This window comes from Thermomonas paludicola (genome assembly GCF_024498955.1).
GTDB classification, from domain to species: domain Bacteria; phylum Pseudomonadota; class Gammaproteobacteria; order Xanthomonadales; family Xanthomonadaceae; genus Thermomonas; species Thermomonas paludicola.
The window spans coordinates 34,204-57,874 of record NZ_CP093311.1 but is presented as its reverse complement, the minus strand read 5'-3'; the positions used below and the strand labels follow the sequence as shown (position 1 = coordinate 57,874).

General features: G+C 65.6%; 18 protein-coding genes and 3 pseudogenes. 9 read left to right on the top strand and 12 right to left on the bottom strand.

The window, feature by feature from the left end; all coding sequences use genetic code 11:
- A complete protein-coding gene (locus tag LIW09_RS00265) occupies window positions 1-522 on the bottom strand; it encodes a DUF2059 domain-containing protein (RefSeq protein WP_256646000.1) in 522 nt (173 codons plus the stop codon).
- Window positions 523-606: 84 nt separating this feature from the next.
- On the opposite strand from LIW09_RS00265, the gene arfB reads away from it, so the two are divergent.
- From arfB to LIW09_RS00230, 7 genes are all read left to right on the top strand, one after another.
- Window positions 607-1,020 (top strand): alternative ribosome rescue aminoacyl-tRNA hydrolase ArfB, encoded by a 414-nt coding sequence (gene arfB, locus LIW09_RS00260; protein WP_256645999.1) that lies wholly within the window; start codon window positions 607-609, stop codon window positions 1,018-1,020.
- Window positions 1,017-1,664, top strand: a complete 648-nt coding sequence (locus LIW09_RS00255) for a 1-acyl-sn-glycerol-3-phosphate acyltransferase (RefSeq protein WP_338064821.1) — start codon at window positions 1,017-1,019, stop codon at window positions 1,662-1,664. The genes arfB and LIW09_RS00255 overlap by 4 nt, the downstream gene beginning before the upstream one ends.
- Before the next feature lie 336 nt (window positions 1,665-2,000).
- Window positions 2,001-3,065 (top strand): HEAT repeat domain-containing protein, encoded by a 1,065-nt coding sequence (locus LIW09_RS00250; RefSeq protein ID WP_256645998.1) that lies wholly within the window; start codon window positions 2,001-2,003, stop codon window positions 3,063-3,065.
- The gene (locus LIW09_RS00245; RefSeq protein WP_256645997.1) at window positions 3,062-4,531 is read left to right on the top strand and encodes a glycosyltransferase family 2 protein; all 1,470 of its coding nucleotides are present in this window, start codon (window positions 3,062-3,064) and stop codon (window positions 4,529-4,531) included. The genes LIW09_RS00250 and LIW09_RS00245 overlap by 4 nt, the downstream gene beginning before the upstream one ends.
- A gap of 33 nt (window positions 4,532-4,564) precedes the next feature.
- Window positions 4,565-5,854 carry a YaiO family outer membrane beta-barrel protein gene (locus LIW09_RS00240; protein WP_256645996.1) on the top strand — a complete coding sequence of 430 codons (1,290 nt, stop codon included), beginning with the start codon at window positions 4,565-4,567 and terminating at the stop codon, window positions 5,852-5,854.
- Window positions 5,851-8,235, top strand: a complete 2,385-nt coding sequence (locus tag LIW09_RS00235; RefSeq protein ID WP_256645995.1) for an LTA synthase family protein — start codon at window positions 5,851-5,853, stop codon at window positions 8,233-8,235. The genes LIW09_RS00240 and LIW09_RS00235 overlap by 4 nt, the downstream gene beginning before the upstream one ends.
- Window positions 8,232-9,224 carry a hypothetical protein gene (locus LIW09_RS00230; RefSeq protein ID WP_256645994.1) on the top strand — a complete coding sequence of 331 codons (993 nt, stop codon included), beginning with the start codon at window positions 8,232-8,234 and terminating at the stop codon, window positions 9,222-9,224. Before LIW09_RS00235 ends, LIW09_RS00230 begins: the two co-directional genes overlap by 4 nt.
- Before the next feature lie 53 nt (window positions 9,225-9,277).
- Here the strand turns inward: LIW09_RS00230 and LIW09_RS00225 are convergent, their stop codons facing one another.
- From LIW09_RS00225 to LIW09_RS00215, 3 genes are all read right to left on the bottom strand, one after another.
- Entirely contained in the window at window positions 9,278-12,358 is a 3,081-nt protein-coding gene (locus tag LIW09_RS00225; protein WP_256645993.1) for a TonB-dependent receptor, read from the bottom strand.
- A gap of 86 nt (window positions 12,359-12,444) precedes the next feature.
- Window positions 12,445-13,494, bottom strand: a complete 1,050-nt coding sequence (locus LIW09_RS00220) for a FecR family protein (protein WP_256645992.1) — start codon at window positions 13,492-13,494, stop codon at window positions 12,445-12,447.
- A gap of 4 nt (window positions 13,495-13,498) precedes the next feature.
- Complete coding sequence (locus LIW09_RS00215; RefSeq protein WP_256645991.1) at window positions 13,499-14,065, bottom strand: RNA polymerase sigma factor; 567 nt, start codon at window positions 14,063-14,065, stop codon at window positions 13,499-13,501.
- On the opposite strand from LIW09_RS00215, the pseudogene LIW09_RS12690 reads away from it, so the two are divergent.
- A pseudogene (locus LIW09_RS12690) lies at window positions 13,961-14,869 on the top strand (cyanophycinase); the annotation flags it as partial. The gene LIW09_RS00215 and the pseudogene LIW09_RS12690 overlap by 105 nt on opposite strands.
- Before the next feature lie 249 nt (window positions 14,870-15,118).
- Window positions 15,119-16,105: an isoaspartyl peptidase/L-asparaginase family protein gene (locus LIW09_RS12685; protein ID WP_338064840.1), complete on the top strand. Its 987-nt coding sequence runs from the start codon at window positions 15,119-15,121 to the stop codon at window positions 16,103-16,105.
- A gap of 86 nt (window positions 16,106-16,191) precedes the next feature.
- Here the strand turns inward: LIW09_RS12685 and LIW09_RS00205 are convergent, their stop codons facing one another.
- From LIW09_RS00205 to LIW09_RS00170, 8 genes and pseudogenes are all read right to left on the bottom strand, one after another.
- Window positions 16,192-16,524 (bottom strand): hypothetical protein, encoded by a 333-nt coding sequence (locus LIW09_RS00205; RefSeq protein ID WP_484600479.1) that lies wholly within the window; start codon window positions 16,522-16,524, stop codon window positions 16,192-16,194.
- Between the two features lie 21 nt (window positions 16,525-16,545).
- Complete coding sequence (locus tag LIW09_RS00200; RefSeq protein ID WP_256645989.1) at window positions 16,546-18,849, bottom strand: diguanylate cyclase domain-containing protein; 2,304 nt, start codon at window positions 18,847-18,849, stop codon at window positions 16,546-16,548.
- 69 nt (window positions 18,850-18,918) lie between these two features.
- Window positions 18,919-19,050 (bottom strand): annotated as a pseudogene (locus LIW09_RS00195) (IS30 family transposase); the annotation flags it as partial.
- Window positions 19,051-19,572: 522 nt separating this feature from the next.
- Complete coding sequence (locus tag LIW09_RS00190; RefSeq protein ID WP_256645988.1) at window positions 19,573-21,474, bottom strand: M61 family metallopeptidase; 1,902 nt, start codon at window positions 21,472-21,474, stop codon at window positions 19,573-19,575.
- Window positions 21,475-21,612: 138 nt separating this feature from the next.
- A complete protein-coding gene (locus LIW09_RS00185) occupies window positions 21,613-22,200 on the bottom strand; it encodes a DUF2239 family protein (protein WP_256645987.1) in 588 nt (195 codons plus the stop codon).
- A 54-nt stretch (window positions 22,201-22,254) separates the two neighbouring features.
- Window positions 22,255-22,851, bottom strand: coding sequence for a GTP cyclohydrolase I FolE (gene folE / locus LIW09_RS00180; protein WP_256645986.1), 597 nt, complete (start codon window positions 22,849-22,851; stop codon window positions 22,255-22,257).
- Window positions 22,852-22,919: 68 nt separating this feature from the next.
- On the bottom strand, window positions 22,920-23,138 hold the full coding sequence (locus LIW09_RS00175; protein WP_256645985.1) for a hypothetical protein: 219 nt from the start codon (window positions 23,136-23,138) through the stop codon (window positions 22,920-22,922).
- A gap of 110 nt (window positions 23,139-23,248) precedes the next feature.
- A pseudogene (locus LIW09_RS00170) lies at window positions 23,249-23,494 on the bottom strand (winged helix-turn-helix domain-containing protein); the annotation flags it as partial.
- Between the last annotated feature and the right edge of the window lie 177 nt (window positions 23,495-23,671).

Sequence of the window (23,671 nt, the reverse complement as noted above, 5' to 3'; positions counted from 1 at the left end):
TCATTTCGTCGGCGTGGCCGTGGTCTGTTGTTCAATCGCCGCCTTCACTTCCTGCATCGCCGACAGCATGATCGGCTGGATTTGCTGCATGGTGATGGCCATCGCCTGCGGCGACTTCCTGAGGATCGAGGCGCCTTCCGGGCTGGCATAGAACGCGGTCATCGCCAGCACTTCCTGCTTGCTGAACACCTGCGCATAGACCTTGCGGATGATCGGTTCGAGCGCTTCCCAGCGCATGTGCTTCTCGAGAATGACGCTGGTGGTGGCCATGACGTCATGCATTTCCTTGCGCTTGGCCTCGGTGAGGTCGTTGCCGAATGCGTTGGTGACCATCTGCTCCTGCGCGGCCATCGCCTGCTGCATCATCCCGGCCATCATGGTTTTCATGTCCATGGTTTGCAGCAGGCGATCCACGTCGGCGGCGGCGGCTGTTTCGGCAGCCGGCTGGGTGGCGGGCGATGTGGCGGCGAATGCCGGCGCGAAGGCCAGCAGCAGGGCGAAAGACAGGGCAAGGCGGCGCATGGGGAACTCCTTCAGGGGTGCGGCATTCTCGCAGTCGGGCGGGTGGCCGGCAAACGACGCTGCGGGCGCGATTAGAATCTGCGCATGCAGATCGGCACGCTTTACATCGACGAGGACGAATTCATCGAGCGCTTCGTGCGGGCGTCGGGGCCGGGCGGGCAAAACGTCAACAAGGTCGCCACGGCGGTGGAGTTGCGCTTCGACGTGGCGCGCTCGCCTTCGCTGCCGGAGGTCGTGCGCGAACGCTTGCTGGCCAAGCGCGACCGGCGCATGACCAGCGAAGGCGTGCTGGTGCTTTCCGCGCAGCGTTTCCGCACCCAGGAGCGCAACCGCGAAGACGCGCGGGTCAGGCTGGCCGGCTTCATCGAAAGCGGCCTGCATGCACCCAAACCGCGCATTGCGACCAAGCCGAGCCGGGCGGCAAAGAAGCGCCGCTTGGGCGACAAACGGGAACGTGCGAGCATCAAGCAGGGACGCAGCGGGCGAGGCTGGGATTGAGCGACGAACAGACACGGGGCGTGGTGCCGGCACTGCCCGCCAGTGCGCCACGCATGGCGCCCAGCCCGGTGTCCAGGTGGCTGGGGGAGACCGTGTTGCGCATGGGTGGCTGGCGCATGGTGGGCGCGTTCCCGGACATTCCCAAGGCGGTGCTGATCGCGGCGCCGCATTCGTCCAACTGGGATGGGATATGGGGGTTTGCCGCCAAGTTGGCGCTGGGCGTGCGCCTGTCGATCCTGGGCAAGCACAGCCTGTTCCGCATCCCCCTGCTGGGCGCCTGGCTGCGCCGCCACGGGGTGATTCCGGTGAATCGCGGCGCGGCGCATGGGGTGGCGGATCAGGCCACGCAGACGCTGTGCGAGGCCGATTGCATGTGGTATGCCATCGCCCCGGAAGGCACCCGCAAGCGCGTGGAGCGCTGGAAGCCCGGCTTCTGGCGGATTGCGCACGGCGCCGGGGTGCCGGTGATTCCGGCCTATTTCGACTACCGCAGCCGCACCATCGGCATCGGCCCGGTGTTCCACCTGAGCGATGACATGCATGCCGACATCGCCCGCATCCAGCGGTGGTATGCGCCGTTCAAGGGGCGCAACCACGATGTAGTGCAGTCCTGCGACACGCTATCGGGACGCGTCAATAACTGACGCAAAAGGGCAGCCCGCTTCGCTGCAGCGACCTTGCCGGGTGCTGGCCGACCGACTTTGCGTGTTTGGCATGGGAATTGCGTCACAGTTCCTGCGGTTTGTTGCGCACGTCGGGTGGCGAGGCGGCCCGCCTGCACAAGGGTGACGCGGGCCCCGTCAAGGGTGATCGCCAGGCAAGCCGCAATGTCGTGAAGGTTTCCGTTTTCCGGCCGTCCGGACGGCGACCGCGACGCTGCGCCTGGATCCACCATTCATTGATCACGGAAGCATGTTCAACCTCGGCAGACACCGTCGCGACACCATCAGGGATCCGCATGCGCGGGCTGGAGCTCGACCATGTCGTTCCTGATGCAGGCCGATGCGCAGATCGTGTTCGCGTTCTGGGTGGGCGTGTGCGTGAGCGTGGCGTCGCTGCTGATGCTGTCGGCGGTCCTGGTATTGCGCCAGATCGCACAGCGGCGCGAGCGCAATCATCTGCGCGCGGCGGCGTTCTGGAGGCAGGTCTTGAGCGCGGCCACGCAGGCAGCGCCAGCCAGCGTGCCGGCATTGCCCTGGCGCGACATGGCGGGTTTCGTGGATGTCTGGAACGAGCTGCATGACGCGCCGGAGCGCGCCGACAGCCCGGGAATGCGCGCGGTTGCCGAGCGCGTCGGGCTGGCACCGAAGCTGGAGCGGATGCTCAGGCGCAGCAGTTTCCACGACAAGGTCATGGCGATCATCGCGATGGGCTACCTGCGCAGCCAGACCAGTTTCGAGCAACTGGCGGGGTTGATCGACGACGCCAGCCCGATCATCTCGATCAGCGCCGCGCGCGCACTGATGCGGATCGATGCCGTGCGCGCCGTTCAGCAGGTGGTGCCGCAGATCGTCGCCCGCCACGATTGGGTGGATGGCGGCATTGCCCAGATGCTGGACGAGGCGGGGCCGCGGGTGGTCGAGAAAGAACTGGGCGCCGCCGCGCTGCGTGCCAACGATGACGTGGCGCCGCGACTGGTGCGCTTTCTTGCCGCCGTCAGCCCGGAAGAGGCCGCGCCGGTGATCGGCAAAATCCTCGCCGAGCCACATGACGAGCACCTGGTGTCCACCTGCCTGCAAGTCATGCAGAACCCGGCCGACCTGGACAAGGCGCGGGCGCTGCTGGCGCATCCGCGTTGGCATGTGCGCATGCATGCGGCGGCGGCGATTGGCCGGCTTGGAACGGCGGACGATGCGCCCGCGCTGGCGCCCCTGCTGGCCGATGCGCAGTGGTGGGTGCGCTATCGCACCGCGCAGGCGCTGCAGCAGTTGTTCGGCAGTGATGACGCACGCCTGCAACAACTGCGGGACAGTCACCAGGACCGGTTTGCGCGCGACATCCTCACCCAGGTGATGGCAGAGCGCGCGCTGGAAGAATCGACATGATGACCGCCGGAATTTCGCCGGAGCTGACCTCTGCGCTGATTCTGATGCAGTGGGGTTTCCTGGCCTATTTCATCTGCATCAACGTGGTCTATCTGGCGCTGAATTTCATCGCCATGTTCGCCATCCTGCGCCACGCGCGCGAGCACGGCGCCAGCTTCCGGGTCAAGAACTTCGCCAGCTATCAGCCGCCGGTGAGCATCCTGGTGCCGGCGCACAACGAGGAACGCACCATCTTGACCACAGTGCGTTCACTGCTGCGGCTGGGGTATCCGAATTTCGAAATCGTGGTGGTCAACGACGGTTCGACCGACAACACCCTGCAGGCAGTGGTCAATGGATTCGGGCTGGTGGAATTCCCCGAGGCCTACCGCAGTCGCCTGCACACCGAGCCGGTCAAGCGCATCTTCGCGTCGCCGCACAACGGGCGGGTACGCGTGGTGGACAAGCACAACGGTGGCAAGGCCGACGCCTTGAACGCCGGCATCAACACCGCGCGCTTCCCACTGTTCTGCGTCGTTGATGCCGACTGCATCCTGCAGGAAGACAGCCTGGCGCGCGTGGTGCAGCCGTTCCTGGAAGACGCCAGCATGATCGCCACCGGAGGCGTGATCCGCATCGTCAACGGCTGCAAGGTCCAGGACGGATTGCTGTCGGAAGTGGACCTGCCGAACAAGGTGCTGCCGCTGGTGCAGACGGTGGAATACTTGCGTGCGTTCCTGTTCGGCCGCCTGGGCTGGTCGCCGATCAATGCGCTGCTGATCATTTCCGGCGCGTTCGGCGTGTTCTACAAGGAGCGGGTGATCGCCGCCGGCGGCTACAAGAGCGACCTGGTGGGCGAGGACATGGAGATGGTGGTGCGCCTGCACAACCGCATGCGCGAGGAAAAGCGGCCGTATAAAATCGCCTTCGTGCCCGACCCGATCTGCTGGACCGAAGTGCCGTCGGACCTGCGCTCGTTCTACAACCAGCGCGTGCGCTGGCAGCAGGGCCTGGCCGAGAGCCTGTTCGGCAACTGGCGCCTGATGTTCCGGCGCAATGGCGGCATGGTGGGCTGGGTGGCCTATCCGTTCATGCTGCTGTTTGAATGCCTCGGGCCGCTGGTGGAAGTGTTTGGCTATGCGGCTGTCATCGTGCTGGGGCTGGTGGGAATGCTGTCGGTGCAGGCATTCTTCGCCTTCCTGTTCGCCGCAGTGGGGCTTGGCATCCTGCTGTCGGTCAACGCCATGCTGTTGGAAGAAATCTCCTTCCACCTGTATCCGCGGCCGAGCCAACAGCTCAAGTTGTTCCTGGTGGCCGTGCTGGAGAACTTCGGGTACCGGCAGATGACGTCGCTGTTCCGCGTGATCGGCATGGTGCGCTGGCTGGTCACGCTGCGCCGCCGCTCTTCGTGGGGGCACGTTCGCCGCAGCGCGGACTGGCAAGACCACGAACCGCAGGTCGCGGCCAGCGGCCCGGCCGCCCCCTGACCCTTCGCAGACGTTGCAAAAGAGGACTGCTTCATGAGCCTGCTGCTGTTCACCGCGCTCCACGCCGCACTGCTGGCAGGAAGTGGCGGCATCACCTCCCGCCTTGATGATGCGCCGGGCATGCAGGATGTGGCGCCGGCGCAAGGCCATGAGGCGCGCCTGCAGCAGGCGCGCGATCTCGCCACGTCCGGCGACCCCGCGCAGCGGGAACAGGCAATCCGCCTGTATGGCGCGATGCTGCAGGCATCGCCGGGCAACAGCGATGTGCTGCTGGCACGCGGCCGGACGTATGCCTGGATGGGCCGATACGCCGAGGCTGAAGCCGACCTGCTGGCCGTCACCGCACGCAAGCCTGACTACGCGGATGCATGGTCGGCGCTGGGCGACCTGTATCTGTGGAGCGACCGCCCGAAACGTGCGGCGGAGGCTTATGCGCACTGGGTCGCGCTGGCGCCGGATGCACCTGCGCCATTGATCGCACGCGGGCGCGCATGGCGCGCGGCGGGCGACATGGGCGCGGCGCGCGCCGATTTCGCCGCTGCCGGCGGGCTTGGGGCCGAGGCGGCACAAATCGCCAGCTTGAATGAAGGCACGCTGCAGCGGCAGGCGGTGCCGGATGCGCTATTGGCCGATGGTTACCGCTGGTCGCTGCGGGCCGGCATCGACCACACCGGTTTCAGCGGTGGGCGCGATGCGTGGAACGATTCCAATGTGTCGCTACGGCGCAAGTTCGAACGCGGATCGCTGGCGCTGGAGTGGCTGCGTGCCGATCACTTCAACCGCAGCAGCAATGCCTGGGCGCTGGATGGCTATGCCTCGCTGTGGGCGCGTGCCTACGCCAACCTGCGCTACCAGCGCGGCCCGCGCGGCGGCCTGCTGGCAAACCAGGCGTGGCGCGCGGAGCTGTTCCAGGGCGTGGGCAGCGGCTGGGAGCTGTCGGCCAGCATCGACCACCTGCGCTTCAGCGCGGACACCGAGTTTTATGGCGTCGGGGTGGGCCGCTATGTCGGCAATTGGTACGTCCGCTACAAGCTGCAGCACGTGCCCGGGGCGAGTTCCGGCAGCTGGAGCCAGCGCGCGGTGGTGCGCAACTACTATCGCGGCAACGCCGACGACTATCTTGAATTCAGCGGCGGCCATGGGCGCAGCACGGACCTGGACCGCTACGGTGCACTGGTGCGCAACAGCAATGCATCGTTTGGCGTGAACTGGGTGCGCTACGTCCGCCAGGACTGGGGCTTCAAGTTGGGCGCTGGCTATGCCGATGACGCCGGCGGCTTCAACGAGCAGCAGCTCTCGCTTGCGCTGTACCGACGCTGGTGAGGCGCCATAACCAACCCGCAGCCGCAATTGGCGGGCACGAATCGGCGGCATCGCGTGTCCTGGGCTGGCTGCCGGCATTGCTGCTGGCACAGCTGGCATTCTCGCTGCTGGCGGCAAGCCGCGCGTTGCCGACCGGAGGATGGTCGCTACCGGTCGTGGCCACGGCAACCGGCAATCAGCTGCTATTCCTGCTGCGCGCCCTGCCACTGCTGTTCCTGCTGACCTGGCCGCTGGCCGCGTTGCGCGGCGCGCGGTCGCGGCTGCTGGCCGTGGGCGCGCTGTGGTCGCTGCTGCTGTTGCTGCAAGCGGCGCTGGAACAGTATTACCTCGTGTCGCGGGTGCCGCTGGGCGCCGATCTGTTCGGGTACAGCCTGGCCGAAATCCGCACCACGGTCAGTGGAACCACCGGCAGCGCAACGGGGTGGATCGGCTGGCTTTGCTTGCTGCTGCCGCTGGCCTTGCTGTGGGCGCTGCTGGTCTGGCGCGCGAGCACGCGGGCCGCGCCAAGGCCGGTTGTGTTGGCGGCCCTGCTGCTGGCGGGTGCTGCTGCGTGGCTGCTGCCCGTGGCGGTCGGCGTGCGCGGGCTGGGAAGCGATGCTGCGCGCGACATCGCCACCAGCAAGGGCAGCTATTTCGTCGCCGACAGCCTGCGCTGGTGGCGCGCCACGCCTGTGCCGGCGCTGTCGGCTGCGGCCGCACCGGGCGCGGCGCTGCCGACGCAGAACCCGGACTATCCATTCCTGCATGCCGAAACCACGCCGGATGCGCTCGGGCCGTATTTCGGTCCGACCAGCAACGGCCGGCCGCCGAACCTGGTGGTGATCGTGGTGGAAGGCCTGGGCCGTTCGTTCTCCGGCCCGCAGGCGCCATTTGGCAGCTTCACGCCGTTCCTGGATGAACTTGGCGCGCGCAGCCTGTACTTCGACAATGTCATGGCCAACCAGGGCCGCACCTTCGGGGTGCTGCCGTCGCTGTTCGGCTCGCTGCCGATGGCCGAGGAAGGCTTCGCCGCGCTGGGCCCGAAGATGCCCGCGCACGCCGGCCTGTTCAACGTGCTGCACCGGCAGGGCTACCGCAGCGCGTTCTACAGCGGCACCGATACCGACTTCGACAACGAGCGCGCGTTCCTGCAACTGGAGGGCGTCGACGACATCGTCGACCTGCGCACCTTCGGCCCCGGCTACCAGCGCAATCCCTTCAGCGAGTGGGGCTATCCGGATCGCGAGCTGGTGTCGCGGGTGCTGGCCGACAGCGACCGCCTGCGCGCGCCGTTCGTGCTCGGCATCCAGACCATCAGCATGCATACCAACTACGCGTTCCCGGGACAGGCGGTGTACAAGGCCCGCGTCGAACAGCGCCTGGACACGCTGGGCATGCCGGCATCGAGGAAGCCGGGGTATCGCGCGCACGCCGACATCTACAGCGCGATCCTGTACACCGACGACCAGCTGCGGCGCTACTTCGATTCGGTGAAGGGCGCGTCGTGGTATGCCGACACGATCTTCGTGATCACCGGCGATCACCGGTTGCCGGAGATTCCGCAGGACACCTATGTCGAGCGCTACCACGTGCCGTTGATCGTGTATTCGCCGCTGCTGCGCGCGCCTGCACGGATCCGCGGCGTGTCCTCGCACATGGACGTGACGCCGTCGCTGCTGGCGCTGTTGTCCAATACCTACGGCTTGCAGCGGCCGGCGCAGGTCACGTGGACAGGCAGCGGGCTGGACATGGCGGCCACCTTCCGCAGCCTGCACGATTTCCCGATCAAGCAAACCAAGACCAGCACGCCGGATTTCGTGTCGGGCCGCTGGTTCCTGCACGACAACCGATTGTTTGAACTGCAGGACGGCATGCGCGCATCCGAGATCGAGGACACCGGCGTGCAGGCGCAGGTCGCGCAGCGGCTGCAGCGCTATGTTGCCGCCAACACCCGCTTCCTGAGCCGCCTGGCCCTCTCGCCCGAGGGCGGCGCGCCCAGGCTGGTGGCATTCAATGCCGCGCCGGGCGCACCCGTGCAGGACGCGCCCGCCATCGGGATGCTGCCGGCCGGGTTGGGGCTGGAAGAGGTGAAGCTGACGCACTCCGCCGAGGGCGTGAGCGTCGTGGCGACCTTCATCAATGGGGATGCGACCGCTTCCGCCACGTTCTCGCCGTTGGCCGTGCTGGCTGCCGAAGATGGACGCGAGCTGCGCGAAGGGTACGGCAGCGCGATCCAGCTGCATGCCCACGAACGCCGGGATGTCGTGCTGTCACTGGCAGTCCCGTCACTGGCACCGGGCCGCTACTTCGTGTCGGTGCTGCCCTCCGATCCGAACAGCGGCAAGCCGCTCGGCCGCGGCAACTTCCACATTCCGCTGGACATCGCGGCCGCAGTGCAATGACGCGCAGCGGGGCGGCGGGATGGGTGCTTGCTGGCCTGCTGTTGGCGGCGGCGGCGCGCGGGCAGACGCCACCGCACACGCCTGCAACGGCGATGCCTGCACCGCGCGCGGTGTGGAACTGGGAGGCGCCGTCCTATGCGATGGTGGAGTCGCCGCAGATGGCCGACGAAAGCTTCGCGTTCCTGCAACGCAAGCGAATCGGCATCGTCTATCTGTATGCGGATGCGTTCGACCGGCGCAACCTGATCCGGCAGCAGCCCCAGCGCTATCGCGAGTTCATTCGCGCCGCGCACGCGCATGGCATCCAGGTGTATGCGCTGCTGGGCTCGTGGTACCTGCACAGCGAGCGCTACGTGCTGCCGCGCCATCAGCGCAAGGCGGTGGCGATGCTGCAGCGGGTGCTGGACTACAACGCCGCCGCGGCGCCGGACGCGCGCTTCGACGGCGTGAACTACGACATCGAGCCGCACCTGCTGGACGCGTGGGAGGACGCGACTCGCCCGCGCCTGCTGCGTGGCTTCCTCGACATGAGCGCGGCGATGATGGAGGCCAAGCGCAGGTCCGGGCAGACGCTGCCGGTCGGCCCGGCGATGCCGTTCTGGTGGGATGGCATCGAGCTGGAGTGGCACGGCACGCGCAAGCCTGTCTCGGAGCATGTCATCGACCTCACCGATTACGTGGCGCTGATGGACTACCGCAATCATGCCGATGGCCGCGACAGCATCCTCTCGCACGCGGAGGACGAACTGGCCTACGCCGACAAGGTGGGCAAGCGGGTGGTGATCGGGCTGGAGTTCAATCCCGGCGAACCCGCCAAGCTCAGCTTCCACGGCATGGACGAGGCGGCGTTCGAGCGCGAGGCGGGCAAGGTCGAGGTCGCCCTGTCCCGCCGGCCGGCGTTCGCGGGTTTCGTCTTCCATCATTACGTGGGCTATCGGCGTTTCGTGGGCCAGCCGGTTCCCGGGCTGGCCGCGGGCAATCCGCCGTAACGCAAAACGCCCCGGCGAACCGGGGCGTTTCCCGCGCGTGCCGATGCGTCGGATCAGTCGAGCGCCTTGCCGCCCAGCTTCCAGGTGACCTGCAGGTAGAAGCTGCGGCCGATCGAATCGAACCACGAGGTGTCGTAATAGGGGTAGTTGCCCCAGGTCGGATCCTTCGGCGGCATTTTGTCCAGCAGGTTGTTGATGGTCAGCGAGACGCGCAGGTGGTCGCTGATGTCATAGCGGGTACCGGCGTTGAAGCGCCAGGTGGAGGGCGTCCACGCCGTGTTGGCGTAGTTGGCCACGCGGCCCAGATAGCTGCCGAACAGGCTGGCGCCCCATTCGCCCTTGTCCCAGGTCACGCCCAGGTTGGACTTGGTGCGCGGCAGCGTGGTGTCGCTGAAGCTGACGTCCAGCATGTCTTCGGTCGGGTCGCCCGGATATTGCTGGCGAGTGTGCCGACGGGCCCAGGTGTAATTGCCGCTGAAGCGAAAATCGCCGACCGTGGTTTGCAGGCGATAGTTGGCGGTCACGTCGATGCCCGAGGTCTGTTCGCTGGCGATGTTGATCGGGGCGAACAACACCCCGGTGATGTCGCCATTGGTGTCGCGTTGCACGCGGGCCAGCGCATCGACGCAGGTGGGTGAGTGGATGTCCACGGCGGCGCCGCTGTCGGTCACGCCAAGGCGGCAATTGGCTTCGGTGATGCGCAGCAGCTCGCGGTCCTGGGTCTGGACCTGGTTCATCACGCGGATCTTGTAGTAGTCCACCGCGAGGTCGACGTTGGCGGTGGGCGACCACACGAAGCCCATCGTGGTCGACGTGCTGGTTTCCACGGCCAATCCAAGATTGCCGCTGTAGACGTCGAATGTGCTGACGTCATAGCCGCCGTCGTCATAGCAATCGCTGTCGGTCCAGCCCGACTCCGCGCTGCGGCACTGGTAGTAGTCGGTCGCATAACGGGTACGGTAGTAATCGTTGCCCGCGAACAGGTAGTGCATGTCGGGCGCACGGAAGCCGGTGCCGTAGGAGCCGCGAACCAGCAGGCTCTCCAGCGGGCGCCACTCGAGACCGGCGCTGTAGGTGAACTTGCCCGGGTGCTGGCCGGCATAGCTGTAGCGGTCATAGCGACCGGCCAGGCTGGCCAGCAGCGTGGACGCCAGCGGCACGCGCAGTTCGCCGGCGGCGCTCCAGTGGTCGCGGCTGCCGCTGCCATCGCCGTAGCGCGGGCCGTAATAGGCGTCCTCGGTCAGCGCCAGCGGGTCCGGATGGATGTGGTAGGACTGGCTGCCGTACTCGAATGCCGCGGCAAAGCCGGCATCGCCGGCCGGCAGGGTGAACAGCGACGGCGTGTTGATGGTGAAACTGACGTTGTCGTTGCTAGCTTCGGGGCGGAACGTGGACATTGCCGCGATCGAGGCGAACTGGGCCTGGGTCAGCGGGGTGAACAGCCGCGCCGGGTCGGCGTTGTAGATCGCATAGCCGTCGTTGTCGTAGCCCAGCCGCGGACCGAGGAACAGCTGGTTGGCAGCAGCGGCCTTGATCCGTGGCATGTCCACGTCGGCCTTGTACTGGGTGTGGTTGAACGCGGCTTCCCAGTCCCAGTCATCGGCAAAATAGCCCTTGAAGCCGGTGGTGATCGCCACCGTCTTCTGGGTGGTGGTGTTCATGCGGTTGCGCAGGCCGCCGATTTCCTCGGGCGTGAACTGCCGCGACCAGATTTCGTAGTGGCCGCTGGCCGCGTTGAAAAACATCTTGTTGCGGTAATTGTTGGTCGAATTCGGATCGTGGAATTCCCAACCCATGTGGTCGCTGGCCACATCGTTGCCATTGGTGCCGGTCAGCAGCTTGACTGTCTGGTATCCCAGCTGGGCATCGGCAAACCAGGACAGGCTGTCGGAGAAGCGGTACTCGAACGAGCCGTAAACGTTGGCGCCTTTGCGTTCGTTCTGGATGGTGCGATAGGCAATCGCGCGTGCGCTGCCGCAGTAGGGTTCGCCGTAGCGATCATTGGCCAGCACCGTGGTGCCTTCGTTCAAGCCGGCCATCGCCTGGCAGTTGTCAGCCGGCGCGATGTTCACGTCATCGTCCCAGTCATACAGCTGGGCAGTGAGGCGGGGCAGGCGGCGCTGCGGCGTCGGCGAATCAAGGGTGGAGTCCTGGAGCTTGCGCTGGGTGCCCCACAACGGGCTTTTGCTCTGCAGCTCCAGGCCAACGATGCCGCTGAAGTTGCCGCGTTCGAAGCCGGTGGTCAGGGTGAGGTCATGCGACTCGCCGCCACCGCGGCTGGTGTCGCCGTAACGGTAGTCGAAGGTGGTGCCATCGGTGGACTTCTTCAGGATGAAGTTGATCACGCCGGCCATCGCGTCCGAGCCATACACCGCCGAGGCGCTGCCGGTGAGGATTTCCACCCGGTCGATCATCCCCAACGGGATATTGCCGATGTCGGTGAAGTTGCTGCGCCCATTGAGCGGCAGCGGAAAGTCGGCGACGCGGCGGCCATTGATCAGCACCAGGGTGTGGTTGGGGCCAAGGCCGCGCAGGTCCACCGCTTGCGCGCCGGGGGTGGACTGCGCGCTGGTGGTGTTTTGCTGGCCCTGCACGCTACCGCTGTTCTGGCTGAGCGAGCGCAGCACGTCGGGAACGCTGGTGAAGCCCGAGGCCTTGATCTGTTCGGCCGTCACCACCGTGATCGGCGCCGGGCCTTCCACCTGCGCGCGCGGGATGCGCGAGCCGGTGACTTGCACGGTGTCGAGGTTGGTGACCGGGGCGTCGCTGGCGGCCTGCGCGGGTTTGCCGGCGGGCGCAGCGCGCGCGGGTGCGGCCTGCTTCGCCGCACCCGCAGGCACGATGAGGACGGCGCCGGAGGCATCGCGCTGGGCGCGGTAGCCGCTGCCCTTGAGCAGTGCATCCAGCGACTGCGGCGACGCCGCCTGCCCGCTCAGCCCGGCGCTGCGTGCACCCTTGAGCTGGTCGGCGCGATACACCAGCTGGGTGCCGGTCTGGCGGGCGTAGGCATCCAGCGCCGCGCTCAGGTCGCCGGCGGGGATGTCGATGCGGGGGGCGGTTTGCGCCTGCGCCGCGAGGGCGACAGAGCAGGCCAGCGACAGCAGCAGGGCGCGAAGCGGACGAGACGGTTTCATGACTGACAGGTTCCCCATGAGCACTCGATGCGGTGCCGTTACGGAATCTTGACGAATGAATGCGAAAAATCCCTGCCGCGGGTCGCTCAGCGGGAATGCAGGACGATGCGGTCGGCCTGGATGTCGGCGCGCACCGGGAAGCCGGCCTGCAGCAGGCGGGCGAAGCCTTCTTCGTTGTCCCAGCGGAAATTGCCGCCAACCCGCAGCGCGCCGGCGTCGGCATCGGCCACCACCAGCTTGCGCGCGTTGAACCGGTTGAACTCGGCAGCCACCTCGGTCAGTGGCGCATCGCGGAATGCCAGCAGGCCGTCGCGCCAGTCCAGCAGCTGCTGCGCCTCGGCCAGTGGCAGGCTGCGCACCAGCACGCCGTGGTCATGCACCAGCGCCACGCTGCCGGCCGGCAACAGCACCGAGGGCTGGGCGATGCCGGCGGCGGCCGGCGCGTCCAGGCGCACGGTGCCTTCGGTCACCACCACGCGCAGGTTGCTGGCATCGCGACGCACCGAAAAGCGCGTCCCCACGGCGACCGCCCGGTAACCGTCTGCGGCGACCGCGAAGGGCCGATGCGGATCCTTGGAGACCTGGAAAATCGCCTCGCCACGGGTCAGCGCCACGTCACGCTGGTGGCGCGCCAGGCGCACGTCGATGGCGCTGTTGCTGGCAAGCGTCGCCTGCGAGCCGTCGGCCAGCGGCAGGGTTCTTACCTCGCCCATGGCCGTGTGGAACGACGCGGTATCGACCTGGCTCTGGCTGCGCCAGCTCCAGGTGATGGCCAGCGCGCAGACCGCCAACGCCGCAGCCGCAGCGAAGCGCAAGGTGCGGGCGCGACCGGCGCGGCGCGTCGGTGCGGCACGCGGGGTCAGCGCCTGCAACATTTGCTCGTGGCGGCTGCCGGGCGATGCCTGCCAGTGGCCGCGGGGGGGTACGCCATCGCCTTGCCAGCCGGCGGCCAGCGCTTGCAGCCGGGCGGTCTCTTGCCAGGCGGCCTGCAGCCGCAGGAACGCGACCCGATGCGCGGTTGCGGAAGCGAGCCAGTGCGCCAGTTCGGCGTCATCCTGCGCGCTCCAGTGCGCGCCGTCGCGGCGCGCCAGCCAGCTTGCGGCGGCCTGTTCGATCGGCGTGTTGCCTGCAGGCATGGTCTCAGTCCGCCAGCTGCGCATCGGCGCCCGCATCCAGGGCCGGCGCAGGCACACCGGTTTGCCCGGCGTACAGCGCGTTGGCCAGCAGACGCATGCCCTTGGCGATGTGCTTTTCCACGGTCTTCTCGCTGATTCCCAAACGCAACGCCACTTCCTTTTGCGACAACTCCTGCACGCGACGCAGCCACACCACTTCGCGGCAGCGGTCGGGCAACTGGTCAAGCGCGTCGGACAGTTGCCGCAGCGCCTGCCGGCCACCGCACCAGCGTTCCGGCGACACCTCATCCACCAAGACGTGCGAAGGCTCGAAATCACCCATCGGTTCGATCGAGACCACCTTGCTGCGACGCAGGCGGTCGGTCATCAGGTGCCGTGCGCTGGCGAACAGGAAGGATTTCGGCTGCGCTGGCAGCGACTTCGCGGCGGCCTCGTAAATGCGTGCATACAGTTCCTGGCGCAGGTCATGCAGTTCATCGCGATGCTGCCAGTGACGCTGCAGGAAACGCATCAGCGCTGCCTCGTGGACGAGGACTTCGGTGACGAACCAGTGGTCGCGCGCAGCTTGCATGCGCCTACGATAGCGAATCCAGCGCGCGCCGGCGGGGGAAATCAGCTGCCCATTCGTCTAACAACGGTAACTGTCAACCTGTGGAGATGGACAACGATGAAGCGTCGGGTCGGTTGGTCGATGATGTTGGCGGCACTGCTTGCGGCACTGCCCTCGGTTTCCGTTCTGGCGGCGAATGTCGACCACTACGTGATTGGCAACGTGCAGGCCAGGACACCGGGCAAGGTGGCGCCGGGCCTGCTGCTGATGGGCGGCGGCGACCGCAACTTCGATGCCATGCATTGGTTCATGGGCAAGGCCGGGCACGGCCACATCGTGGTGCTGCGTGCATCGCTGGGCGGGCAGATTGGCGAAGAGTTCTACAACAAGATCGGCGGCATCCAATCGGTGGAAACCTTCGTGTTCAAGGATCGCGAAGCCGCCAGCGATCCGAAGATCCTGGCCGCGCTGCGGCATGCCGATGGCATCTTCATCGCCGGCGGCGACCAGTCCCGCTATGTGCGCTACTGGCGCGGAACGCCGGTGGCCAAGGCGTTGAACGAGCACGTGCGTGCCGGCAAGCCATTGGGCGGCACCAGCGCCGGCCTGGCAATGCTCGGTGAATACCTGTACGGCGCGATGGATGGCGGCAGCATCACCAGCCCGCGCGCGCTGGCCGATCCGCTGGGCGACGGCAATACCATCGAAACCGGGTTCCTCGACATCGCCCTGCTGGAAGGTGTGGTCACCGATACCCACTTCAGCGAACGCGCCCGGCTGGGCCGCCTGGTGGCATTCCTGGCCAAGAGCGAGGAACTGGCCAAGCGCCCGCTGGTTGGGTTGGGCGTGGACGAAAGCGCGGCCGTCGCCGTGGAAGGCGACGGGACCGGCCACGTATATGCCACGGCGCCGGGTGCAGGCGCGACGGTGGTGCGCGGCGGGTTCGAGAACCGGCAGGTGGAAGACCACGCGATGCACCTGGATCGTGTGCGGACGCTGGGGGCCGACAAGGATTCCGTGCTGCACTTGCCCTCCGGCGACATCGACAAGCCGGCCTTTGATCGCAGTTACACGGTGCGCGATGGCGTGCTGGCGGTGCTGGACACGCCGACGCTGGTCATCCACGGGGGCGCAGGGGTGGAGCCGGGCGATTTGACCGCCGCCGAGGAAGCCGATGCCACGGCGGCGCTGGAGGCGGCGCTGCGTGCAGGCCACGCGCGGCTGGTCGCAGGCAAGCCGGCGGTGGATGCGGTGACCGCCGCGATCACCGTGCTGGAGGATGCACCGCAGTTCAACGCCGGGCGCGGCGCCGTGTTCACCCACGACGGCAAGAACGAGCTGGACACCTCGCTGATGGATGGCGCCAGCGGCATGGCCGGGGCAGCGGCGGGCCTGCATCGGGTGAAGAACCCGATCCTGCTGGCGCGCGCGATCATGGATCACTCCAGGCACGTGATGATGGTGGGCGACGGTGCGGAAATCTTCGCCAAGGAGCAGGGCATCGCGCTGGTTGATCCGTCCTACTTCCGCACCGACAAGCGCTGGAAAGCCCTGCAGCAGGCACTGCGCGAAGAAGCCCGGGCGCAGGCATCGAACACGCCCCTGGTGCTGCCGGGCAAGGCCTATTTCGGCACCGTGGGCGCGCTGGCGCTGGACGTGCAGGGCCACCTGGCGGCGGGGACCTCGACGGGTGGCATGACCAACAAGCGCTATGGCCGCGTGGGTGATTCACCGATCATCGGCGCCGGCACCTGGGCGGACGCGCGCTGCGCGGTGTCGGGGACCGGCTGGGGCGAGTTCTACATCCGCGACGCTGCTGCGCATGAGATCTGCGCCCGCGTGCGCCTGGCCGGCGAGCCGCTCGCGAAAGCAGCCGATGGCGTCATCAACCACGACATCCCCAAGGCCGGCGGCGATGGCGGCGCGATTGCGCTGGGCGCGGATGGCAGCGTGGCGTTCCCGTTCAACACCGGCGGCATGTATCGCGGCTGGATTGGCGCCGACGGCGTGCCGCACGTGGCGATCTACAAGACCGACGCCCTGCCGATGCCGGGGTTGTAAGCGCACAAGGCAATGGGGGACGGAGGGAATCAAGCAGGCTTGATTTCCCCCGTCCCCTTTGTGCGTCCGCTTTTTGCCCGCTGCGCCTACTTCCGCGCAGTCAGGATCGGGGTCAGCAGATCCGGTTTGCCTTCGATGCGCTCCAGGTGCGGGTAGCGCAGGCCGCCGTGGTAGTCGAGCTGCACCGTGCGGTAGCGGTCGAATTCCTTGAGCATCAATTCAATCGGCGCCTTGTCGCTCTTCGCGGCTTTCACCGCGTCTTCCAGCACGTCGTTGCCATAGGCCTGGCCGTTGACCGCGATGTCCGTCCGGCATCGTTCAACGCGCTCATCGGAAATTCGCCGTCCAGCGGTAATCCCCCCACCCAACGGCCATGTTGCGCTGCGCGCTCCATCCGGAGCCGTTGCTGAAAGCAGCAAGCAATTTCCATGGCGGTTCGATCACTCCGGTTTTTCGTCATATAACTGGATCAGGTTGCGTCCAGCTGCTTTGGCTTGATACATCGCCGCATCGGCCCACTTGAGCATGTCGTCCTGAGTGTTTTCGTTGCCGATGAAAATCACCACGCCGATACTTGCCGAGCAGCAATGCTCGACGATGGTATCGGCCTGTCCGGGGTGTTTGACAGTCAGTAAATACGGCTCAGACAAGCTGCTGCGAATCTTTTCGGCGACGAGGCGGGCCTGTAGTGCTGATGCTTTTTCGTCGGCATTCAAGTCGCTCAGGAGGACAACAAATTCATCGCCGCCGAAACGCGCCACCGTATCCATCGCGCGCACGCAGCAGGTCAGTCGTCTGGCAACCTCGATCAATAGCAAATCGCCAACCAGGTGCCCCTGTGTATCGTTGAGGTGCTTGAAATTATCCAGATCAAGAATCATCAATGCGCCATGGCAAGCGCTGCGTTTGCTGGCCGTCATCACTTGGCCAAGGCGGTCATTGAGCAGTCGGCGGTTGGGCAGGCGGGTCAGCGGGTCAAAAAACGCCAGTTGACGCACCTGATCCTGCATCTGCTTGCGTTCGGTAGTTTCCCGCGTAACGCCGTGGAATCCGACAATCGTGCCGTGCTCATCACGTTCGGGTTTTGAAAGCACTTCTGCCCATATGAGGCGCCCGTCTTTGCAGCGCTGTTGGACCTCGAAGGTGACCGGCCCGCTGGGGACTCCGCATTGCTCGGCCTCCTGTCGCTGACGCATTAATTCAGTAACCGTTGCAACCCCTTCTTCGGTAAACATTTCAAAAATATGGCGGCCAATGACCTCGTCGGCCCTATAGCCACGCAGTCGTTCATCGGCAAGACTGATATAGGTGACGCGTAGATCAGAGTCTGTTTTCCAGATAATGTCGGAGGCTCCTTCGGTCAATTGGCGATAGTGCGCCTCGCTGTGACGAAGTTTTTCAGCAGAATTCCATTTTTCGATGGCAATGCCGGCCAAGTGAGTGAATTGCTCGATCAGGATTGCGTCGGAGAACATGTTCGACTCTGTTTTGGGCACCACCATGGTGTTTGCGGCATGGCTGTAAAGCGACAGAGTCCCCAGAATTTCGCCTGACGCAGCCTGGATTGCTTGCGTGCTGCGGACGCCTGAGGGGCTGGGCGCCGTGTCGTGGGTTGCTGCGCCAGTTGTCGCCGTATGCGGCGACTGCTGTGCTTGGGCGTCATGCATGGAAATACGGCACTGCAAGTTTGAATACTGCTGCTCCACACTGCGCTCAATCGTTTCAAGGATCGCCGGCAAGGGCGCTGCCTTGGCAAGCATTTCCAGAATGCTGTTGCGAGAATGCTCACGCATCTCGGCGGCTTTACGGTAGCCGATTTCACGCCGAAGTCGAAAAACCCAGTAGCCAAAGAGCAGAAATAATGCCGCAAATCCTGCGCCGTACTGAATCAATGTTTTCGTTTCTATTCCCTGTTCAATTCTCATTCCTAGCCAGCGGTTGAATATAGCTTCGGACTCTTCCCTAGACATGCTGCCCATTATTTTACTAAGGATTGCGGCCAGCTCTGCATTGTTCTTAGTAACGGCGAAGCTTTGCGCGCTGGTGTATTCCGTCTGGCCGGAAAAACGCAGGTTCAACAGATCGTGTTTCTTGATGACATAGTTGGCGGCCCCGGCATCTCCTACGTAGGCGTCAGCCTTTCCATCTTCCACCAAGAGCAAGGCGTCGTACGTGTTGTCGGCAAATACGAGGTTGATTTTCGGGTAGTTTTTTTCCAGCAGCTCCTTGGCAAAATAGCCCGTTTCCAGCGCAACACGTTTTCCCGTCAGATGCGTCAGATCCCCGATGAAACCGCCTTGCCCGTTGTCGATAATGATCAACTGCGTTTCTCTATAGGGCTCAGTAAAGATCATGTATTGCGACCGTTCCGGCGTTTTGACCATGCTGGACAGCATGTCCAGTTCGCCTCGCTTGGCCATGTCCTGGGATTCTGACCAGGTTTTATCCCGAACGATTTCAAAACGTACACCCATCGCTTTTTCCAGGTGCTGCAGGTAATCAACGGCAATTCCTACGTAGTTTCCGCTTTTGTCGAGCCATTCATAAGGCGCGAAATCTGGATCGACGCCGACACGGATGACCGGGTGTGCAGCGAGCCACGCTTGCTGATCACTCGTGAAACTCATCTCGGTTTTGTTTTCGCTATCGTGAGGCGCTTTTTGGGTCGATGGGACGTCGGCTTGCACCAGGAAAGGAGCAATCGTAAGTAACAGGAAGAAAGCGTAGAAGCGGATGAATTTCATTGTTTTCATCTCTGCTGGCTATTCCTGATCTGACTTTATAACCTATAAAATGGACGACCACGGACGGCACAGCACCACGAACCGGGTCTTGCGCTCGACCAGCACGCCCACCGCAGAGCGGCTGTAGGCGCCCTTGATGAAATCGCCCTCCCAGTGGCCGGGGACCAGGCGGGCTTCGATGTGTTCCGGACGGTTCTGGATGCGCAGCGCAATGGAGCGCAGACTGCTGCCATGCTGACGTTCGAGCATGATGACAGCGCGTTCTTCGGCGCCCAGGTGGTGATAGGTTCTGGACATGGCAACGCCCCGATATGGGGGTGTTGCACTTGGAAGTTGAGACTAAGCCTTGCCCATTTTTGATGCGCCCGTGGTGCACAAGATTTTCTCGAACAGCGCGAACGAAGCGATGGTCAAACGCCGCGACAAGCCGTTTCCCTCGTGCACCTACCTCTGCAACGCCCGGCGCGCAGGCCGGGCGCAAAGTCATCACCCTGCAAACGCTGCCCGGCGACGCCGGCCCGTTGGAGGTGCCAAGGCTCGGGAAATCTCCCTGACGGGAGCCGTCATCAATCCGGATCGATGACGGGACAACCGATGGCACAGGACAGCGCGCACCGAGATGCGCCCTGGTGGCTTGAATATCACTCTGTCGCAGTTGCCGTTGCTGTTGCTGTTGTAGGAACAGACTGACGCTTTCGGCCTGCTGCCAGATCAATCCTGCGCCTACTTCCGCGCAGTCAGGATCGGGGTCAGCAGGTCCGGTTTGCCTTCGATGCGCTCCAGGTGCGGGTAGCGCAGGCCGCCGTGGTAGTCGAGCTGCACCGTGCGGTAGCGGTCGAATTCCTTGAGCATCAATTCAATCGGCGCCTTGTCGCTCTTCGCGGCTTTCACCGCGTCTTCCAGCACGTCGTTGCCATAGGCCTGGCCGTTGACCGCAATCACCGTGGCGCCGCTGCCGATGCCGGCGTTGAAGGCCGGGCTGTCCCAGCGCACGTCGCCGACGCTGCCGTCCTTGCCCAGCGACAGGCCCAGCGAATACACGAAATCGCCGCCACCGCCGCGCGAGGCGCCCTTCGCGTAGGCATTCGGCGTGTCCTTGAACACCAGCTTCCAGCCGGCCGCCTCGATGCCGCCGGTCAGGCCGGTCTTGCCATCCAGGCGGGCGCGCAGGAACGTGGCCCAGTCGTACGCCATCACGCCGTTGAGCGTGGCCACCACATCCTCGAAGATGTAGGTGTTCTGCTGTTCCCATTCGCCGTTGTTGACGCCGAAGAAGGCGCGGGCGAAATCATCCAGCGATTTCTTGCCGCCGGTTTTGCTGCGGATCAGCGCGTCGGCTTCCAGCCAGATCATCTGCCCGGCGGAGTAGTAGTCCTCGCTCATCTGGTAGTTGCGGTACGCGCGCGGCGCGCGGCTGGCGATGATCGGGTCGTTGGTGGTGTCCTGCACGCTGCGCCAGCTCAGGCCCGGGCGGTTCTCGGCGTAGGTGGCGGCGACCAGCGCCAGCGCGTCGATCGATGCCGGCAGCGGGCGCATGCCGCTGCGCGCGGCCAGCACGTTGCCCCAGTACTGGGTTTGGCCCTCATAGACCCACAGCAGGCTGTCCTGCATCGGCACGTTGAAGTTCGGCGTCCACAGGTCCTTGCCGCGGCGGTACTTGCCATTCCAGCTGTGGGTGTATTCGTGCGCCAGCAGGTCGGTGAAGCCAGTCTTCTCGTTCCAGCCGGTGAAGTAGTCGGTGTCCACGCCATTCTCGCTGGAGCGCTGGTGCTCCAGCCCGTTGCCGCCCATTTGCTCCGACAGCGAGAACAGGAACTGGTAGTGGTTGTAATGCTGCGCGCCGTACAACTTCAGCGCTTGTTCCACCATCGCCTGATGCAGCTTCACCTGCGCCGGCTTGGCTTCCAGATATTTGGCCGCATCGGCCACCACGCCCAGTTTGACCGGCACCGTGCTGCCCGCCGGGGTGAGGTCGATATTCCTGGTGTAGCGGCCCGCGTAAATCGGCGAGTCCACCAGGATGTCGAACGGCACCGCCTTGTAGTCCACGGTGTTGCCGCTGCGGCCGTCTTCGTCCAGCGCGGTGAATGCGGTCCAGCCGGCGGGATAGGTCACGCGGGCGTCGAACATGATCTGGTGCGTGTAGTACCCGGCCGGATACAGCGCTGCCGACAGGAACTGCAGGTTGAGCATGTTCGGGGTCATCACCACCCGGCCCTGGCCGGCGCCGGTGGGCGTGAGGAAATCGAACTCTGCGGTGATTTCGGTCGCGCCCGCAGGCACGTCGATATGGAAGGCGGCCACGTCCAGCGTGTCGCGCTTCCACTCCAGCGTCTGGCCGTTGGCCTTGAAGGTGATGCCGGCGAGCTTGTCGATGGCGTTGCGCGGGGTGTGGCCGCCCGGCACCCACATCGGGTACAGCAGGGTCAGCGGGCCGGCCTGCGCGGGGATGGTTTGCTTGATCCTGAAGATGCGCTGGGCAAGGTTGGTGGCATCCACTTCCAGCTTGATGGTGCCGGGATACGGGATGTCTTGCGGCGGCGCAATCGCGCTGGCCGGGTTCTGGGCATGGGCGCCGCCCGCAAGCAGCAGGGACAGGGCAAGGGGCAGCAGGCGGCGATTCATCGGCAACTCCGGAGGGCGGGGCAAACCCGCATCCTACTGGCCACAGCGACAATGCCCCCATGCCGAAAGCCATGCACGCGCCGGCGAGTGTGGCGACACGCGTGCGCCTGTTCGCGCTTTTGTTGCGACATGCCGCGGTCAGGCGATGAAGGCATCCGCCGCCAGCAGCGCGGCATGCTCGCGCACGTCTTCGGGCCAGCCCTGCAGGGCTTCTTCGAAGCGGGCCGGATCGCCGGCAAACAGCGCGCGGGCGGCGTCCTCGAAGCCTTCGGCATTGCCGGCAATCGCCTGCATGAACCGGTATGCGGTCTCCTGTGCGGCACGCCGGCGGTCGTCACCGGCCGAAATCTTGCGGGCACCGTCCACCAGCCTGCGCAGGGCCACCGATGCGCCCCCCGGCTGCGCCGCCAGCCAGTCCCACTGGCGCGGCAGCAGGGTCACTTCGCGCGCCACCACGCCCAGCTTGGGACGCCCGGGGCGGCGCGGCTTCGACGGCGGCGCGGCATCGGCCTGCATCGGCTGCGAGACCAGCCGCAGCAGGTCAACCGTCGGCAGCTCCAGCGGCAGCTCGATCTGCCGGCTGCCCGCATCTTCAAACACCAGTATTTGCCGCTGCGGGTGCGCGTCATGGGCCTGCTTGGCCTTCATCGCCACATGCCGCAACTCGCCAGCGGCGATCCGATGCGGGCCGGAAAACGCAGTGCAGCGCAGCGAGGGGTTCAGCATGGCGACCTCCTGAAAGACGCCATTATCACCCGGATAAAACTATCGCGCAATGCCTCAGCGCCCGGCTTGCATCTCGATCAACTTCAGGAACTCGCTGCGGGTGCGCGCATCGTCGCGGAAGCTACCCAGCATCTTGCTGGTCACCATGCTGACGCCGCGCTTGTGGATGCCGCGCGTGGTCATGCATTCGTGCGCGCCCACCACCACCACACCCACGCCGCGCGGTTGCAGCGCACGCTGGATGCAGTCGGCGATCTGCGCGGTCATTTTTTCCTGCACCTGGAAACGCCGGGCATAGGCTTCCACCACGCGCGCCAGCTTGCTGATGCCCACCACCTTGCCGGCCGGCAGATAGCCGATATGCACCTTGCCGATGATCGGCGCCATGTGATGCTCGCAATGGCTCTCGTAGTCGATGTCGCGCAGCACCACCATTTCGTCATAGCCGCCCACCTCCTCGAAGGTGCGCGTCAGGTAGGCATCGGCATCCAGTGCATAGCCGCCGAACCATTCCTCGAAGGCTTCGGCCACGCGCTTGGGCGTATCCAGCAGCCCCTCGCGCGCGGGGTCGTCGCCGGCCCAGCGCAGCAAGGTGCGCACGGCCTCTTCGGCCTGCGGGCGGCTGACCTGATTGCGGATGTCGTCGGCCATGTCGGCTCCGGGATCGATGACGGACGCGCATGGTAGCGCGTCCGCCGCAATCCACCCGCGAACGCGGGTCAGGCACTCGCCGGACTGCGCGCCACCCCCAGCAACCGCGCCGGCAACATCAACAGGGCATGCAGGAACGCGAACAGCGCCGAGAATGTGATGCCCACCAGCCGGAACGGCAGCGACACCAGCCAGACCAGCGGCCACAGCACCAGCGCAAGCAGCGCCAGCGGCCAGCACAGCACCAGCAACAGGCACCACAGCAACAGGGCGGTCAGGGTTTTCACGAAGCGGCTCCATCGGTCGCGCTGCATCGGCAGCACCATCACCCTCGCAAGCGCGCCCACCCGCAGGCAAGCGGTTTGCGACGAAGCCGGGAATGGTGCGACGAGCCGCGTCAGGTGCGCAGCCGCAGGCCGACGCCGGGCTCGGTCAGGATCCAGCGCGGGTCCGCCGCATCGTCGCCCAGCTTCTGCCGCAACTTCCCGACCAGGATGCGCAGGTAGTGGGTGTCGTGCGCGTGGGTCGGGCCCCAGATCTCACGCAGCAGCTGCGGCTGCGTCACCACGCGCCCGGCATTCACCACCAGCAGCGCCAGGCCGTAGCCCGCCAGCGGCGGGTGGGAGCGCCCGAGGCGGACCGGGGCAAGGGCATCGGGCGATGGCATGCCGGGATTGTCGCCTGCCGGCCACGGCAGTGGCGATGGCGCGCCTGCCGGCAACGAAGAATTTACGCAGCTTTTACGCGAGCGGCGGTTCCGGTGGCTTCCGCCGTTACGCCCGCCGGACGGACAGTGGCCCTCCCTCCGATACGCCACACC

Coding starts and splice junctions, on each gene's coding strand:
- LIW09_RS00265 (WP_256646000.1), bottom strand. CDS start 522: ATGCGCCGCCTTGCCCTGTCTTTCGCCCTGCTGCTGGCCTTCGCGCCG.
- arfB (WP_256645999.1), top strand. CDS start 607: ATGCAGATCGGCACGCTTTACATCGACGAGGACGAATTCATCGAGCGC.
- LIW09_RS00250 (WP_256645998.1), top strand. CDS start 2,001: ATGTCGTTCCTGATGCAGGCCGATGCGCAGATCGTGTTCGCGTTCTGG.
- LIW09_RS00245 (WP_256645997.1), top strand. CDS start 3,062: ATGATGACCGCCGGAATTTCGCCGGAGCTGACCTCTGCGCTGATTCTG.
- LIW09_RS00240 (WP_256645996.1), top strand. CDS start 4,565: ATGAGCCTGCTGCTGTTCACCGCGCTCCACGCCGCACTGCTGGCAGGA.
- LIW09_RS00230 (WP_256645994.1), top strand. CDS start 8,232: ATGACGCGCAGCGGGGCGGCGGGATGGGTGCTTGCTGGCCTGCTGTTG.
- LIW09_RS00225 (WP_256645993.1), bottom strand. CDS start 12,358: ATGAAACCGTCTCGTCCGCTTCGCGCCCTGCTGCTGTCGCTGGCCTGC.
- LIW09_RS00220 (WP_256645992.1), bottom strand. CDS start 13,494: ATGCCTGCAGGCAACACGCCGATCGAACAGGCCGCCGCAAGCTGGCTG.
- LIW09_RS00215 (WP_256645991.1), bottom strand. CDS start 14,065: ATGCAAGCTGCGCGCGACCACTGGTTCGTCACCGAAGTCCTCGTCCAC.
- LIW09_RS00200 (WP_256645989.1), bottom strand. CDS start 18,849: ATGAAATTCATCCGCTTCTACGCTTTCTTCCTGTTACTTACGATTGCT.
- LIW09_RS00190 (WP_256645988.1), bottom strand. CDS start 21,474: ATGAATCGCCGCCTGCTGCCCCTTGCCCTGTCCCTGCTGCTTGCGGGC.
- LIW09_RS00185 (WP_256645987.1), bottom strand. CDS start 22,200: ATGCTGAACCCCTCGCTGCGCTGCACTGCGTTTTCCGGCCCGCATCGG.
- folE (WP_256645986.1), bottom strand. CDS start 22,851: ATGGCCGACGACATCCGCAATCAGGTCAGCCGCCCGCAGGCCGAAGAG.